The organism is Bradyrhizobium murdochi, assembly GCF_000472965.1.
Classification (GTDB): domain Bacteria; phylum Pseudomonadota; class Alphaproteobacteria; order Rhizobiales; family Xanthobacteraceae; genus Bradyrhizobium; species Bradyrhizobium murdochi.
In genome coordinates this window covers 280,099-296,003 of record NZ_AXAU01000004.1, presented here as the reverse complement: position 1 = coordinate 296,003, position 15,905 = coordinate 280,099, and the positions used below count along the sequence as shown (strand labels likewise).

The following is a 15,905-nucleotide window of genomic DNA, read 5'->3' as shown; positions in this document are numbered from 1 at the left end:
AAGCTGGCGAGCATCAGTCAGCACAAATTCGTTTGATATGACGCAATGCACCAAATGACCGTGAACGTGCACAGTTCACCGAACCGTGAGCGCTGTCGGGACGCTATAGCGCTAAGCTGCTGGGGAGGTCGCGACAAGTTTCGTCCGGCTAAGCTCCTTTCGATGCATTTGGGTTTGCCGTACTCGGCTCGACCGCGACTCTCGCACACCAGGGCGGAGACGCGCATGTTGCGGCGCGTCGTTTCGACCGCCGCAACTGTGAGCACGGGAGGGTGCGTCCATGGCCACTGTGTATTCCGATAACATCTCAAAGTTTGCACGGCACGTATTCGGCGACGCCGCCACATATCCCGTTCGCAAAATCAAACTATCCGACCTGGGCGAGGCGCTGCGCCTGGGCTGGGAAGATTTCAGTGCAATGCCAAGTCACGCGGTTGTCCTGTGCGTGATTTATCCCGTTCTCGGTATTTTTCTGTTCAGGCTGGTCCTTGGCTATTCGGTATTGCCGCTACTGTTTCCGCTGGCAGCCGGGTTTGCCTTGATCGGACCTTTTGCCGCGATCGGTCTTTACGAGCTCAGCCGCCGCCGCGAGCGCGGCGAGGAGGTCGGCGCATGGGATGCGCTTTCCGTGCTGCGCGCTCCGGCTTTCGGTGCCATGGTCGAGCTCGGCGTGCTCCTGCTCGTTCTGTTCGGGGCCTGGATCGGCGCAGCGAACGCAATCTACGTTGATATCTTCGGCCACGCCCCGGCCGCGAGCATCCCTGACTTCGCAACGCGCGTGCTGACGACGGCGGACGGATGGTCGCTCATTATCATTGGTTGCGGTGTCGGCTTTGTGTTCGCGGTCGTGGCGCTGTGCGTTAGCGTTGTGTCGTTCCCGTTGATGCTCGACCGCCATGCGACTGCGATTGACGCGATCCGGACCTCGCTGCGCGTCGTGATGAAGAATCCGGTTGAAATGGCCGGATGGGGACTGATTGTTGCGGCGCTGCTGGTGCTCGGCTCGTTGCCGGTCTTCGTCGGTCTCGCCGTCGCTCTGCCGGTGCTCGGTCATGCCACCTGGCATCTGTACCGGAAGGCGGTGGAGCCGGATCCCAACCCTCCGCACGAAGAGCCCCACCTGCGGAAAGGACACCGTTACGCAGCGGATTTCCCGGCCAATCTGTTCCCGTGGAGCCGCGAGCGCTAGATGTGGTCGAGGGCCGCGCTGTGCGCGGCCACCCCAGGGTGAACGCAATCGCGTTCATCCCGGGGTGACGGGCGCATTGATTCAAGCTTGCTTCGTCAAGCTCTAGAAATTGGCCCCCGACACCAACAGAACTCCGCCGAGGGCCATAAGGAGGATGCCCGGCCAATTCGCGCCAAATCCCAAGAATCGCACGCTGCGCTGTGGCGGCTCCAACGTCTGGCGAACCGGTCCGGCCGAATCCCGGCCGCTAAGCGGTCCCCGCCAAATAGTGGTGCGCGCCATATACAGGAGTCCGCCGATAACAAGGAGCGCGCCAAGTCCCATCAGGACCATTACCGCCTCTCAATTCGTCGCCCCGCAAGGGGTGGACTCAAGCATCCAGGCTCAAAAAGGTTCCGGCCAAGCGCTGTAGTTTGGCAGGCCGGCGCTCCGCACCAAGTAACGCGGATCCATGGGTACGCGCCCGCTAGCCGACCCGCCGAAACCGCAGATACGCCGCCACTCTTCCCTCGCGTTCGGCTTTGCGGCCGTAGCGCGTCATGGTGTAGCCGTCCCAGGGCTTTTGCCAGTCGGCGGCGCGCTCGGCGGTCCAGACAAAATCCGGCGAGCGCATCAGATGCGCCAGCGTCCAGGCGCAGTAATCGTCGATGTCGCTGACGAAACGGAATTCACCGCCGTCCTTGAGAATGCGCGCCATCGCCTTCACCGTTGCGTCCTGCACGAAGCGCCGCTTCCAGTGCCGCCGCTTCGGCCAGGGATCGGGATGGATCAGGTCGATCCGCGTCAGCGACCGCGGCGGCAGCCAGGCCAGCAATTCCGCGGCGTCGCCGGCATAGAGCCTGATATTGTCGATGTTGTGCGCCTCGATCTGCGTCAGGATCTTGGCCATGCCGTTCACATACGGCTCGCAGCCGATGAACCCGATGTTCGGATAGGCCTGCGCTTCCGCGATCAGATGTTCGCCGCCGCCGAATCCGATCTCGAGCCTGACATCCGTAGCTCGGCCATCGAACAGATCGGCAAGCCGCTCCGGCGCAGGTGTCGCAATGTCGAGCGCGAGTTGCGGCAGCAGTTTGTCGATCAGGTCGGCCTGGTGGATGCGGAGCTTGTGTCCCTTGCGGCGGCCGAAGAACGAGCCGCGCGCATGCGTGGCCGTGCCGTCATCGGGCGGGCTGCCGCGATCTTCCGTATCGTTCGGGGCGGATATCATCACAGCGTCTGGTACAGCCGGAACAGCAGCCGCGCCCTCGGCTCGATCGAGGAGACGTACATCTGCTCGTAATGGGTATGCGCGCCCCGGCCGTCGACGCCAAGGCCGTCGAGGGTTGCGGTATGCGGCGCGGTGAAATTGCCGTCGGAGCCGCCGCCGGTCGAGGTGTCGACCAGATCGAAGCCGATCTCCGCCGCGATCGTCCTGGCATGCTCGTAAAGCGCGGCGCCGGCATTGCTCTTTTCGTAAGGTGGGCGGTTCAGCTCGCCGATCACCTTGACGGTGACGCCTTCGCTGCGCGATTTCAGATTGAGGATTTTCGCAACGAGCTCGTCGGCATCGGCCATCGTCGGCACGCGCAAATCGACCTCGGCAAAGGCCTCTTCCGCGACTACGTTCGGCTTGGTGCCGCCGCGGACAACTCCGACATTGACGGTGATACCGCGTGCAAGGTCGTTCATCGCCTCCAGCGTTTGAATGACATTGCCGAGTTCGCGGATGGCGCTGCGGCCATCTTCCGGCCGGGTGCCGGCATGCGAGGGCACGCCCTTGATAAAGACATCGAAGCGACCGACGCCCTTGCGTCCGGTGACGATCTTGCCGCCGTCGCGTGCCGGTTCGGTGACCAGCACATATTTCGCCTTGCGGCCCTCGGCCTCGATCAGCGCGCGCGAGGTCGGGCTGCCGATCTCTTCATCGGAGACATAGAGCTGCGTGATGCCGAGCGGCGGCCGCGCACTGTCGGCGCAGACTTGCCGAAACGCATGATAGGCGAGATAGGCGCCGCCCTTCATGTCGTAGATGCCCGGGCCGAATGCGCTGTCACCTTCGATCCGGAATGGCAGCCGCTCGATGAAGCCAAGTGGATGCACCGTATCGAGATGGCTCAGCACCAGGATGCCCGGTTCGTCCTGTCCCCATAACGAGCGCGCCACCAAGTGATCGCCGCAGCCGGAGTGGCCGGCGATCCGCTCTACCGTCGCGGGCAGGCCGCGATAGCCTTCAGCGACGAGGTCGGCGAGCTTGTTGACCTGCTCAGGCGCTTCGGTTGGGCTCTCGATCTCGACCCAGCGGCGAATGCCCTCGAGGATCGGCGCGGAATCGAAGGGATTGTTTATCATCATGTCGTATCCGATACGGTGTCATGTCCCGATGCGCAATTGCACATCGTGGAGCCGCGCTAATGCGGGCGCGAAATGACGGCATATTCCGGAATACGAAATTCTCAAATCGGTGCGGGACAAAAATCAGCGCGGGTCCGGGCCGTCGCGCGACGCGATCTGCTCGACCAGTTCGACGATGGAGCGGCGCATTTTGGAATCGGTGATGCGGGTGAACGCGCGTGTCAGCGCCAGACCCTCCGACGTCGCGAGGAAATCGGACACGTAGGCCGGAGAGGCACCGTCGCCAAATCCGTCCGGATTCGCTATGCCGCTCGGCCCGCCATCGAACAGAAACGACACCGGCACCTGTAAAATCTCCGAGATTTGCTGCAGACGGCTGGCGCCGACCCGGTTGGTGCCTTTTTCGTATTTCTGAACCTGCTGGAATGTGAGGCCGAGCGCTTCGCCGAGCTTTTCCTGACTCATGCCCAGCATGATGCGGCGCATCCGGACGCGGCTGCCGACATATTTGTCGACCGGATTGGGCGCTTTGGTGGACATCTGCATCACTCCTAGGATTGCGCGCCGGGAATGAGGCAGTGGAAATGCTATGCCTCAGGCGCGCCGGTACCGTCATATCCTGCTCGGAGGATCGGGTAGAATTGCGGACGATCTGAGCAACGGAAGTGACTGGTTGTCGTTTTTGGCTTGCAAGCGCAGAAAGCGAATCACAGGCTCTCTGTCAACTGGTGGAACCGCGCACGCAGCGTTTTTAGTAAACCAGTGACAACTCGGTCGTGTGAAAATCTCAGGCAGCGTGCTTCGCAACGCGGCGTCTGACGACGACCAACAAGGCTGCGGCCACAATCACGGCCGCCGGGATATCTCCAAGGCGAGCATAAACCGTCGGCGACAGCGCGAACGGCAGGCTGGCATCCAGCACGCCTTCGATGCCGAGGTCGAGCTGTGCCACAACTCGCCCCGAGGGATCGATCACCGCCGAGATGCCGGTGTTGGCGGCGCGCACCATCGGCAGACCTTCCTCGATCGCACGCAGCCGCGCCTGCTGCAGGTGCTGGTAGGGACCCGTTGAATTTCCAAACCAGCCGTCATTGGTCAGGTTAACGATCCAGCCGGGGCGGTCGTCACGCGCTGCAACATTTCCGGGAAAAATCGCCTCATAACAAATCAACGGTAGCGCGCGCGGCGCATTCGGTATCTCCATCGCGCGGCGCCGCGTGCCCGGAATGAAGCCGCCGTGGACTTTTGTAAGCTGCACGAAGCCGAGCTTCTCCATCCATTCCTGAAACGGCAGATACTCGCCGAACGGCACCAGATGCAGCTTGTCGTAGACCGACAGCACGCCGCCGTCATGGTCGATCACATAGATCGAATTGTAGGCGCGGGAGACACGCACGCCGGGCGGGGTGTCCGGAGCGCGCACCGATCCGGTCATCAGCACCGTGCCCTTGGGCAGGAGCTCGGCGATCTGAGCCATCGCGTCGGCTTCGCGCGTCAGGAAAAACGGGAAAGCCGATTCCGGCCAAATCAGAATTTGCACGTCGCGCACGCCGGTGGACTGCGGGCCTGAAGCGCGGTCGGACAGAGTAAGGTATTTCTGCATCACCTCCGCCTTGGCGCCGTAGTTGAATTTGACGTCCTGCTGCAGGTTCGGCTGCATGATACGTAGCTTGACCTTGGTCAGGACCGTCGGCTGCAGCGACAGCCGCACGGCGCCGTAAATTCCCATCGCCGCGAGCAGCAGGAGTGCCGCCACCGGCGCGATCCAGGGCCTGCGGCCGCGCGATGAACCGTCGATCAGCGCCGCTGGGCTGGCAAAGATCGCAACGCTGAGGAAGGTCATGCCCCACAGCCCGATCAGCGACGCCGCCTGCGCCAGCGCCAAGGGCTCCGACAGCGCGTAGCCGAAGGCATTCCAGGGAAATCCCGATAGCAGATAGCCGCGCAGCCATTCGCTGACCGTGAGCCCGATCGCGAGCGCCAGAACCCGCGACGCATCCCGCGTCCAGATCAGCCGCGCCAGTGCGAAGCCGAGCGCCGGAAACAAGGCGAGATAGGCCGGCAGGCCGAGCACCGCGAACGGCATCAGCCAGGCAAAGGTCGGCGCGTCGACCAGGAAGGCGTTGCCGATCCAGTAGAGCCCGGGCACGAAATAGCCGAGCCCGAACCAGAAGCCCGCCATCGCCGCCGCCGGCAGCCCGCGCCATTTTCCCGCCGCCGCGCCGTCGATCAGCCAGACCGCGACCGGAAATGTCACAAACAGCACCGGCCAGGCGTTGAACGGCGCCATCGAAAGAGCCGACATTGCGCCGGCGACGAGCGCGATCGCCGCGCGCTTCCAGCCCCAGGCCAGGATGATCGAAAGTCCCGCGGCGCGGAATTTGTTGGTTGAGATCACTGCGAGCCGGCTCCATCGCCGGAAGCCGGCGGCGTATTGTCATTGGTCGGCGCCGTGCTGGTTTCGGGCGTGGTCTCGCGGCGGCTTCGCTCGCGCGTCGCGCGCGGCGCGGGGCGTTCTTTCCGAATCCCGATCCGCAGCCGCTTGACCCGCCGCGGATCGGCATCGAGCACCTCGATCTCGAAATTGCCCGGACCGGCAATGACCTCGCCGCGCACGGGCAGCCGGCCGACCTGGGACACCAGATAGCCGCCGAGGGTGGCGACTTCCTCGCTCCCCTCGCCGGTGACGAATTCCTCGCCGATCATCTTGCGTGCATCCTCGAGGCTGGCGCGGGCATCCGCGATGAAGGCGTTGTCTCCCTGGCGGACGATCGATGGCGGCTCGTCGCTGTCGTGCTCGTCGTCGATTTCGCCGACGATCTGCTCGACGATGTCCTCGATCGAGACCAGCCCGTCGGTGCCGCCATATTCGTCCACCACCAGCGCCAGGTGGATACGCGAGGCCTGCATCTGCGCCAGCAGATCGATCGCCCGCATCGACGGCGGCACGTACAGGAGCTTGCGGATGATGTTGGCCTCGGCCAGCGGCATTGCGAGGTCGACCGCGCGCAGGTCGAGCCCCGCCGGGAACGGCTTCTTGCGCTTGGGCTTGGTGGTGTCGCCGACGCGCGCCTTCGCCGTCATGAACGCCAGCAGGTCACGGATGTGAACGATACCTTCGGGGTCGTCGAGGGTTTCGTTGTAGACCACGAGCCGCGAATGCGCCGCACTCTCGAACAGGCTCATTAATTCGCCGAGCGGAATATCTCGCTTGACGGCGACGATGTCGGCGCGATGCACCATCACGTCGGCGATGCGCCGCTCGTTGAGATCGAGGATGTTGCGCAGCATGGTGCGCTCGATGGCGGAGAAGCCGGCATCATCAGGGGTGGAAGTATCGAGCACCACCTGAAGATCGGCGCGCACCGATCCCCCTCTCCAGCCGAACAGCGTGCGGATCGCCCGTATCAGCCAGCTCTCGGCGGTTGGACGCAGAACCTCGCCTTCCTGCACCACCACCGGCAGGTTGCGCGTGTTGCGCGGGTTGTCCTGTATTGGGTCGGAGTCCGGCATTTCAGTCCATCCGCTCCCCGTCCGCATACGGATCGGGAATGCCGAGCTGCGCGAGTATCTCCCGTTCGAGATCCTCCATGGCCTCGGCGTCGTCGTCCTTCTCGTGGTCGTACCCGATCAAATGCAGGAACCCGTGAACCGCAAGATGGCTGAGGTGATGATCGAACGGCTTTTCTTCGTCATCCGCCTCTTTCCGGGTGGTCTCATAGGCGATGGCGATATCGCCGAGCATACGAGGCGCGTTGGTGGGCGCGCCCGCGGCCGGCTGCAGCGCCGGAAACGACAGCACGTTGGTGGGCTTGTCGATGCCGCGCCAGTTGCTGTTCAGCGTGCGGATTCCGGCGTCGTCGGTCAGCATGACCGCCAGTTCCGTATCGCCGACGTCGGCATCGGCGATTTCGGCCGCCGCATTGATGGCGCGATGGATCACCGCCTCGGCCTCCGGCTCGGTCTGCCAGCAATCGGCGACGACGAGCACTTCGGTGAGGGGAAGGACGGAGGACACGAGCGTTCCAGCGGTTTGCATTGCAATGTTGGGGTTGCGGCCCCGGCCTGCCGGCGGCAGGTCCGGGCGCGAAGAGTTTGCGGTCAAGATTTTCCGGTTGCCGGTTTCTGCGGCAATCCCTCATAGGCGGCGACGATCCGCGCCACCAGTTCATGGCGGATGACGTCTTCCGCGGTGAATTTCACCTGCGCAATGCCTTCGACGTTGTCGAGCAGCTTGCAGGCCTCGGCAAGCCCCGAAGCCTGTCCGTTCGGCAGGTCGACCTGCGATGGATCGCCGGTGACGATCATGCGGCTGTTCTCGCCGAGCCGGGTCAAGAACATCTTCATCTGCATCGATGTGGTGTTCTGCGCTTCGTCGAGGATGATCACGGCATTGGTCAGGGTGCGGCCGCGCATGAAGGCCAGCGGCGCGATCTCGATTTCTCCGCCCTGCAATGCACGTTCCACCACTCGCGCGTCCATCAGGTCGTACAGCGCGTCGTAGATCGGCCTCAAATAAGGATCGACTTTTTCGCGCAAGTCGCCCGGCAGGAAGCCGAGCCGCTCGCCGGCCTCGACCGCAGGCCGCGACAGGATGATGCGATCGACTTCCTTGCGTTCGAACAATTGCGCGGCATGCGCCACTGCAAGCCAGGTCTTGCCGGTGCCGGCCGGGCCGATGCCGAACACCAGCTCGTGGCGTTTCAGCGCGCGGATGTAGGAATCCTGCGCCGCGGTGCGGGCGCGCACCGGACGCTTGCGCAGATTGATGGTCTCGAACGAGGGCTTCGCGGTCTTGGCGTCGAACTCGAACAGCGAGCCCTGCGCGAGTACGGCGCGGATCGCGCCTTCGACTTCGCCCTGCGAGAGGTCGTGGCCTTGCACGGCCTGTGAATAGAGCGTCTCCAGCACGCGCCGTGCGGCGTCGCAGCCGTCACGCGAGCCGGCGATGGTGATGTGGTTGCCGCGGGAATCGACCACGACGCCGAGCCGCCGTTCGACCAGCGCCAGGTTCTGGCCGTAAGGGCCGACGAGGGCGGAAGCGGCGCGGTTGTCGTCGAAATCGATGACGACCTGGGTCTCGGGCGGAATTTGCATGTCGCGATCAAATTTGCGGCTGGGAGCGAGCGAAGACGAATCCGATGCGCTTTTTGGCAAGGGTTCAGGCTCCCATGATTTTTTGCGAAGAATTGGTCAATTGAGAAGAATCGGTCATGTGTGAAACAGGTGATGGGATGGCGCGCGCAGAGGTATCAGCGAGTTCGCCGAGCAGGCTGTAACGCTCCAGGCTCCCGATCCTGACCGGCAGCACCTGTCCGATGATGTCGGGCGAGGCAAACACATGCGCGGGCTGAAGATAGGCGGTGCGGCCGACGATCTGGCCGGGATTGCGGGCCGCGCGTTCGAACAGCACATCGACGGTGTTGCCAATCATGGCCCTGTTGAAGGCCGATTGCTGACTGTCGATCAATTCCTGGAGCCGCACCAATCGCTCGTCCATTTCAGCCGCTGACACTGTCTCCCGCATGTCCGCCGCCGGCGTGCCGGGCCGCGGCGAATATTTGAACGAATACGCCGCAGCGTACCCGATTTGCGTGACAAGCGCGAGGGTCGCGGCAAATTCTCCCTCGGTTTCGCCCGGAAAACCGACGATAAAATCCGATGAAAATGCAATATCTTGGCGCGCCGAGCGAAAACGGTCGATGACGCGGCGGTAGTCATCGGCGGTATGCCTGCGGTTCATGGCGGCGAGAATCCGGTCGGAGCCGGACTGCACCGGAAGATGGACGAACGGCATCAGGCCTGCGAGATCGCGATGCGCTGCGATGAGCGAATCGTCGACGTCGCGGGGGTGGCTGGTCGAATAGCGCAGCCGCACGATGCCCTCGATTTCCGCCAGGCGATGCAGCAGTCTGCCGAGCGGCCAGGTCCGGCCATCGGGGCCCTCGCCGTGATAGGCATTGACGTTCTGCCCGATCAGGGTGATCTCGCGCACGCCATTGTCGGCCAGCCGCTTCACGTCGTCGACGATCTTTGCGACCGGGCGCGAGACTTCCGCGCCGCGCGTATAGGGCACCACGCAGAAGGTGCAGAACTTGTCGCAACCTTCCTGCACGGTGACGAAAGCGGAGATGCCACGTGCGCGGATCGCATCCGGCTTGGGGGCGGGGAGAAAGCCGAATTTGTCCTCGACCGGAAATTCGGTTTCCAGCGCGCGACCTTCGCTCTTCGCGCGCGCCAGTAGCTGCGGCAAATGGTGATAGCTTTGCGGGCCGACCACGACGTCAACCGTCGGCGCGCGGCGGATGATCTCCTCGCCCTCGGCTTGCGCGACGCAGCCGGCAACCGCAATGCGCATCTCGCGCCCGCTGCGTGCCGCCTCGTCCTTGGCGACGCGCAGCCGCCCGAGTTCGGAGTAGACCTTTTCGGACGCCTTTTCCCTGATGTGGCAGGTGTTGAGGATCACCAGATCCGCATCGTCAGCGCTTTCAGTCTCGACAAAGCCCTCGCCCGCCAGCGTATCCACCATGCGTTGCGCATCGTAGACATTCATCTGGCAGCCATAGGACTTGATATGCAGCTTGCGCGGCGGCTTCATGGAACCTTAGGTGTTGGGGTAATGGCGCCAATCCGGGCGCGGGGCTTAAGTATAGGCTAAAGGGCCAGAAATCCAGCGTGGTAGGCGGCATTTTCGGGGCGGAGGGCCCCGCAAACCAACCAGCGGCGCTGGTCTGGCCAGCCAGATCTACCGTCGAAGCAAAGCAGCTCGCTCGTCCGGCTTGCGCGCCACCACGAAAGCCAACGAATCGAGGGCGATGATCCAAGGTCATTGCCAGTTTTGCGCACCCGGCAAACTGACGCTCACTTGACTCCCAGGACGTCCTTGAGTTCTGCCGCTTTCTTCATGCACCCTGGTTCGTCGCCAGCCTCAGACATCTTGCGGGCTTCGGCCATCAGTTGGTTGGCATGTTCGGCGCTCTGGGTGCTGCTCTTGCCGGTGACTTGCTCCTGATGCGGTGAAGTGGGCTGCACGGCCGCTGCCGTTGATCCGGTGGTTTCAGGCTCGGCGCTCTTTTGCTTACCGGCCAGAACCTCCTCTTGGTGCTTGGTCCCCGGCATTCCCGATTCGCTCGGGCTCGCGCCCGTTCCCGCGGCAACGATATTCGGTTCGAGCGCCTTCAGTTCCTGGTTACAATCAGCAAACGCTGGCGGCGCGAGGATAAGGGCGAATGCTGCTGCGGTCACTATGCGTGTAGACATCTGAACCTCCTGCTTGAGGTTGTCTCTCGCTCGAAATGAGGGATACAGGAAAACGTCCGCAGATATTCAGTGGTTCCTTACATACCGGAGGTGCCGGTGAAGATCCTGCTTTATGAAGCAAAGCGGACATTGACCGATTCTCAATACACGGCCTGGTTCGGTGTTACCTCAAACCCGATCTTCTCAATAAGCCCGGGCAATTGCCGCATGTCGTCGAACGTCGCGATGGCCCCGGCCGAGCGCAGCATCTCGGCATAGCCTGGCTGGCAATGGCTGCCGCCGTGAAAACCGAGCACGGTCATGCCAGCGGCGCGGCCGCCGGTGACGCCGGGAACGCTGTCCTCGATCACGACGCAGCGTTCCGGAACAACGTTCATCTGTCCGGCCGCGAACAGAAACAGGTCGGGTGCGGGTTTGCCGTTAGAGACCTGCGAGGCCGAAAAAATATTCGGCGCAAACCGATCATAGAGCCTGGTGCGGCCGAGGCTAATTCGCATGCGTTGATGCGAGCCGCTCGATGCCACGCAGACCGGCTGGGTGATGGCATCGAGCGCGCTGTGAATGTGCGGTATCGCTTCCAGATCGGCTTCGAACGTCCGGTACAGCTCATTCCGCAATTGCAGATGAAAATCGTCGGGCAGGGCGCGGCCGAGTTCGGCCTCGACTTCGAGGTTGGCCTGGCGCGCCGAGCGGCCGAGGAAGCGGTGAAACACCTGTTCCGACGTGATCGGATAGCCGTGGCGGCTGAGAATTTCCGCATGCGCGCGGCACGAAATGACTTCGCTGTCGACCAGCACGCCGTCGCAGTCGAAGATGACCAGATCGAGATTCGGATTCAAGTTGGCACGCGATCAGGATTTGTCGTCGTCGAGCGGCACGCAATAAAGCTCCAGCCGGTGATCGACCAGTTTGTAGCCGAGCTTGCGGGCGATCTCGGCCTGCAATTTCTCGATCTCCTCGGAGGTGAACTCGATCACCTTGCCGTCGCGCAGATTGATCAGATGATCGTGGTGGCTGTCGGGCATCTGCTCGTAGCGCGCGCGGCCCTCGCGGAAATCGTGCCGCTCGATGATGCCGGCATCCTCGAACAGCTTGACGGTGCGATATACCGTCGAGATCGAGATCTTGTCGTCGACCGCGACACAGCGCCGGTAAAGCTCCTCGACGTCCGGATGGTCGGCCGATTCCGCAAGCACACGCGCGATCACCCGGCGCTGCTCGGTCATGCGCATGCCGGTGGCGGCGCAGCGAGCCTCGATGCCGGTATTCTTTTGCGCAGACGGGGATTTCAGTACGGGCATGACTTTGGGGCCTTGAAGAGCAGGTCGGGCTGTTGTGCCACCCTATGCATACTACGACAAGTCACGCCGCATCAGAAGTGCATTCAACTGCTCCCCGCCGGGCTGCTGATAGTAGCGTTCCCGGCGGCCGACGACCTCGAAGCCGGCCCATTCATACAGCCGCCGCGCCGGCTGATTATTTTCTTCAACCTCGAGGAACACCTTGCGCACGCCGTGGCCGGCGAGATGGCCGAGGTGCGTCAGCAACAGGTTGCGTGACAGGCCGCGGCCACGCTCAGTCGCGTCGATGGCGATCGACAATAGCTCCGCCTCGTCGGCCGCCATGCGCGACACCGCAAAGCCGATGATCTTGCGCCCGAGCCTTAGGCGGTGAACGAGCGTGTTGCGCTCGGTCAGCATCACCTCGAATTCGCCCTCGCCCCAGCCGCGGTGAAACGATGCGCGGTGCAGTTGCGCCAGACGTCGCGCATCGCGTGGAATGGCCGGTTCGATCACCGAAGTGCCGCCGGCCCACCATTCGGTGAACCATGTCATCATGATGCCGGCGGCTGCGATGCGTCGGATGACGGACTTTTCGGCGGCTTGGCGTCGGGGGCGCGCAGATAATAGGGACGTGCCGGAGAGCTCTCGGGACTGACCGCGGCGCCCAGCCACGCCACCCAGGCGATGTCGGGCGCGGCTTGCTGATTGATTTTGAACGGCGGCGGCGCATCGGCCGGCCAGCGCTCGGCCATAATCTTCGCCGCATTGCCGACCAGATGCGGCGCGCCGAAGCGCGCCGCATCGAGCGCTTCGGCGATCGGCGCCACCTTCGGCTTGACCAGCGAACTGCCGTCGCCGCCGAGCACCTGGAAATAGACGTGATCATGCCGCGCATCGATCGCGGCGATGACGGGATGTTCGCTGCTCTCGCTGACGATGGGGGCGGCAAACACGGTCAGTGTCGTCACGCCCACCACGGGCTTGCCGGCGGCGAGTGCAATGCCGCGGGCGGCGGATAGGCCGACACGCAATCCGGTAAAGCTGCCCGGACCGGTCGTCGCGGCGACGCGGTCGAGCGCGGCAAAGGCAACGCCGGACGCCTTCATGACGCGCGCAATCAGCGGCATCAGCGCCTCGGCATGACCGCGCTTCATCGCCTGCGATTCCCGGGCAATCAAACCGCCCGCGCTGGTGTCGAGCACGGCCGCGGCGCAGGCATCGAGCGCGGTATCGATGGAAAGGATCAGCATGAGGGGGCGAATAGCGAATGGTGTGTGGCGAATAGATTATCGATATCCGTCTCTATTCGCCACTCGCTACTCGCCATTCGCGTCCCCTTACACTGGCCGGACTTCGACCACGTCGGGAACGAAATGCCGCAACAGATTCTGGATGCCGTGCTGCAACGTCGCCGTCGAGGACGGACAGCCGGCGCAGGAGCCCTTCATGTTGAGATAGACAACGCCATCCTTGAAGCCGCGGAACGTGATGTCGCCGCCGTCATTGGCGACCGCAGGCCGTACCCGCGTCTCGATCAGGTCCTTGATGGTCGCCACCGTGTCGGCGTCGGCCTCGCTAAAGAACTCGCCGTCCGCGTCCGTCGCCTCGTCATTGCCGGCCGTGCCGTCCGCCAGCAGCGGCGCGCCGGACATGTAATGTTCCATGATGGCGCCGAGGATCGCGGGCTTGAGGTGCTGCCAGTCGCCGTCCGCCTTGGTCACGGTGACGAAATCGTAACCGTAGAACACGCCGGAGACGCCGGGTACACCGAACAGTCGCTCGGCGAGCGGCGAGCGGGCGGCGGCTTCGCGGCTAGAAAATTCCATCGTGCCGGTGTCGAGCACGGTGCGGCCAGGTATGAATTTCAGGGTGGCGGGATTGGGCGTGGCTTCGGTCTGAATGAACATTGGTTTTCTCCGGCGTCGCCGGTTCAAGGCCGGCGCGTGGGGTGTCCCATAGCAGATGGCGACGGCGCGCGCACGGTCAAGGGGGAAATCAGAAATTCTCTAACCAGATCAAGCCCTAAGACAGCCCGTCAATCTCGGCATCGCTGAGATCGCCGGGGACGATGACGACCGGAATCGGGAACGAGCCGGCGGCCTGGGCCATCATACTGATCAGCGGCCCCGGCCCCTCGGGACCCGGATTGGCCGCCAGCACCAGCATCGAAATATCGACGTCCTGGTCGATCACGTCGAGAATCTGGGTGGTGGGATCGCCCTCGCGAATCACCCGTTCGGGCGTGATCGCGGCGATGCCGTTGGCGCGGCCGGAGGCACGGTCGAGCGCCTCGTTGGCGGCGTCCTCGGCCTCGGCGCGCATCAGGTCGGCGACACCAAGCCATTGCTGGTTCTGGTCTTCGATCGCGATGATTCGCAGCATCACCACGCCGCCGCTGACGCGCACCGCCCAGCGGCTAGCGTAATAAACTGCGCGGTCCCATTCCGCGGTGTCGTCAACGATGACAAGGCATTTTGGTTTGTGACCCGTCTCGTAGCTTCGTCGCTGGGTGGTCATGCATGTCCCGGTGCTGCGCCAAACCGCCGCATGCTGCCACGGCGCAGCCGCTTTCGACAAGCGGCGACGCTGTTGCAACGCAGTGGGAGCCATAGCGTTTTCGAGCGAAGTGGGTATCGGTTCGCATAGCAATCAAGTTTACGCAGATTGCGTAGACTTATCTGCGCAGAAAACGCGTAAAACAAGAATCTCTAGCTCTTTCGGATGAAACCGACGATGTCCCGCGTCGCCCGCATGGTTTCATCGGCAAGGACGCGTGCGCGATCGGCGCCGTCGACCAGGATCTTGTCGACATGGCCGGGATCGGCGACCAGCCGCTTCATCTCGGAGGCGATCGGGGAGAGCTTTGCCACGCAAAGTTCCACCAGCGCATTCTTGAAGCTGGAGAACTGCCCGCCGCCGAATTCGCGCAGCACATCGGATTTGCTGCGCTCGGCCAGCGCCGCATAGATGCCGACGAGATTGTCGGCCTCGGGCCGGTTCTCCAGCCCCTTTTCCTCCGACGGCAACGGTTCCGGATCGGTCTTGGCTTTCCGGATCTTCTGCGCGATCAGGTCGGCGTCGTCGGTCAGGTTGATGCGCGAATTGTCCGAGGCGTCCGATTTCGACATCTTCTTGGTGCCGTCGCGAAGCGACATCACCCGCGTTGCCGGGCCGGTGATAAAGGGCTCGGGCTGCGGGAAGAACAGGCCGTCGTTGAAGCCCTGGCCGCGAATTGAATCGCCGAAATCATTGTTGAACTTCTGCGCGATGTCCCGCGAGAGCTCCAGATGCTGCTTCTGGTCCTCGCCAACAGGCACATGGGTGGCGCGGTACAGCAGAATGTCGGCCGCCATCAGCACCGGATAGTCGTAGAGTCCGACGGAGGCGTTCTCGCGGTCCTTGCCGGCCTTCTCCTTGAACTGCGTCATGCGGCTGAGCCAGCCGATCCGCGCCACGCAGTTGAAGATCCAGGTCAGCTCGGCGTGGCCGGCGACCTGGCTCTGGTTGAACACGATATGCTTGTTCGGATCGATGCCGGCCGCGATGAAGGCCGCGGTGACCTCGCGGGTGTTGCGGGCCAGTTCCGCCGGGCCGCCCCAGACGTCCATGCCCATCGTGATCGCGTGCATGTCGACGACGCAATAGATGCAGTTATGAGTTTCCTGCATCTTCACGAAGTTGACGATCGCGCCGAGGTAATTGCCGAGATGCAGATTACCGGTCGGCTGGACGCCCGAAAAAACCCGTTCAACAAAAGCCATTGTCAGCTTCCCCAAGGATCCTGTCTCGGATGCCTGTTTCGCGCCGTCGTTTGCCACGCAGGGGCTATCAGCGCAAGC

Annotated in this window: 17 protein-coding genes; 1 reads left to right on the top strand and 16 read right to left on the bottom strand. The window is 63.2% G+C overall.

Annotated features, from left to right (window positions below):
* The first annotated feature begins 280 nt into the window (after positions 1-280).
* Entirely contained in the window at positions 281-1,189 is a 909-nt protein-coding gene (locus YUO_RS0114080; protein WP_028347845.1) for a DUF2189 domain-containing protein, read from the top strand.
* 466 nt (positions 1,190-1,655) lie between these two features.
* On the opposite strand, the gene trmB is transcribed toward YUO_RS0114080, so the two are convergent.
* The 16 genes from trmB to trpS form a co-directional block, all read right to left on the bottom strand.
* Positions 1,656-2,399: a tRNA (guanosine(46)-N7)-methyltransferase TrmB gene (gene trmB, locus YUO_RS0114070; protein ID WP_028347843.1), complete on the bottom strand. Its 744-nt coding sequence runs from the start codon at positions 2,397-2,399 to the stop codon at positions 1,656-1,658.
* The gene (locus YUO_RS0114065) at positions 2,399-3,523 is read right to left on the bottom strand and encodes a M20 family metallopeptidase (RefSeq protein ID WP_028347842.1); all 1,125 of its coding nucleotides are present in this window, start codon (positions 3,521-3,523) and stop codon (positions 2,399-2,401) included. The genes trmB and YUO_RS0114065 overlap by 1 nt, the downstream gene beginning before the upstream one ends.
* A 123-nt stretch (positions 3,524-3,646) precedes the next feature.
* Positions 3,647-4,063 (bottom strand): helix-turn-helix domain-containing protein, encoded by a 417-nt coding sequence (locus YUO_RS0114060; protein WP_028347841.1) that lies wholly within the window; start codon positions 4,061-4,063, stop codon positions 3,647-3,649.
* A 247-nt stretch (positions 4,064-4,310) separates the two neighbouring features.
* A complete protein-coding gene (gene lnt / locus YUO_RS0114055; RefSeq protein ID WP_028347840.1) occupies positions 4,311-5,921 on the bottom strand; it encodes an apolipoprotein N-acyltransferase in 1,611 nt (536 codons plus the stop codon).
* The gene (locus YUO_RS0114050; RefSeq protein ID WP_035726727.1) at positions 5,918-7,036 is read right to left on the bottom strand and encodes a hemolysin family protein; all 1,119 of its coding nucleotides are present in this window, start codon (positions 7,034-7,036) and stop codon (positions 5,918-5,920) included. Before YUO_RS0114050 ends, lnt begins: the two co-directional genes overlap by 4 nt.
* A gap of 1 nt (position 7,037) precedes the next feature.
* Entirely contained in the window at positions 7,038-7,562 is a 525-nt protein-coding gene (gene ybeY, locus YUO_RS0114045) for an rRNA maturation RNase YbeY (RefSeq protein ID WP_035726746.1), read from the bottom strand.
* Positions 7,563-7,624: 62 nt separating this feature from the next.
* Positions 7,625-8,680 (bottom strand): PhoH family protein, encoded by a 1,056-nt coding sequence (locus YUO_RS0114040; protein ID WP_035726726.1) that lies wholly within the window; start codon positions 8,678-8,680, stop codon positions 7,625-7,627.
* A 4-nt stretch (positions 8,681-8,684) separates the two neighbouring features.
* Entirely contained in the window at positions 8,685-10,121 is a 1,437-nt protein-coding gene (gene miaB, locus YUO_RS0114035) for a tRNA (N6-isopentenyl adenosine(37)-C2)-methylthiotransferase MiaB (RefSeq protein WP_028347836.1), read from the bottom strand.
* Positions 10,122-10,384: 263 nt separating this feature from the next.
* On the bottom strand, positions 10,385-10,783 hold the full coding sequence (locus YUO_RS0114030; protein WP_028347835.1) for a hypothetical protein: 399 nt from the start codon (positions 10,781-10,783) through the stop codon (positions 10,385-10,387).
* A gap of 140 nt (positions 10,784-10,923) precedes the next feature.
* Positions 10,924-11,622 (bottom strand): HAD family hydrolase, encoded by a 699-nt coding sequence (locus YUO_RS0114025; RefSeq protein ID WP_028347834.1) that lies wholly within the window; start codon positions 11,620-11,622, stop codon positions 10,924-10,926.
* Positions 11,623-11,634: 12 nt separating this feature from the next.
* Positions 11,635-12,084, bottom strand: coding sequence for a Fur family transcriptional regulator (locus tag YUO_RS0114020; protein WP_028347833.1), 450 nt, complete (start codon positions 12,082-12,084; stop codon positions 11,635-11,637).
* Between the two features lie 51 nt (positions 12,085-12,135).
* Positions 12,136-12,621 carry a ribosomal protein S18-alanine N-acetyltransferase gene (rimI, locus tag YUO_RS0114015; protein ID WP_028347832.1) on the bottom strand — a complete coding sequence of 162 codons (486 nt, stop codon included), beginning with the start codon at positions 12,619-12,621 and terminating at the stop codon, positions 12,136-12,138.
* On the bottom strand, positions 12,618-13,316 hold the full coding sequence (gene tsaB / locus YUO_RS0114010; RefSeq protein ID WP_028347831.1) for a tRNA (adenosine(37)-N6)-threonylcarbamoyltransferase complex dimerization subunit type 1 TsaB: 699 nt from the start codon (positions 13,314-13,316) through the stop codon (positions 12,618-12,620). Before tsaB ends, rimI begins: the two co-directional genes overlap by 4 nt.
* Positions 13,317-13,403: 87 nt before the next feature.
* Positions 13,404-13,973 (bottom strand): NifU family protein, encoded by a 570-nt coding sequence (locus tag YUO_RS0114005; protein WP_028347830.1) that lies wholly within the window; start codon positions 13,971-13,973, stop codon positions 13,404-13,406.
* A gap of 115 nt (positions 13,974-14,088) precedes the next feature.
* Entirely contained in the window at positions 14,089-14,583 is a 495-nt protein-coding gene (locus YUO_RS0114000; RefSeq protein WP_028347829.1) for a universal stress protein, read from the bottom strand.
* 191 nt (positions 14,584-14,774) lie between these two features.
* Positions 14,775-15,827, bottom strand: coding sequence for a tryptophan--tRNA ligase (gene trpS / locus YUO_RS0113995; RefSeq protein ID WP_028347828.1), 1,053 nt, complete (start codon positions 15,825-15,827; stop codon positions 14,775-14,777).
* Positions 15,828-15,905: the final 78 nt, after the last annotated feature.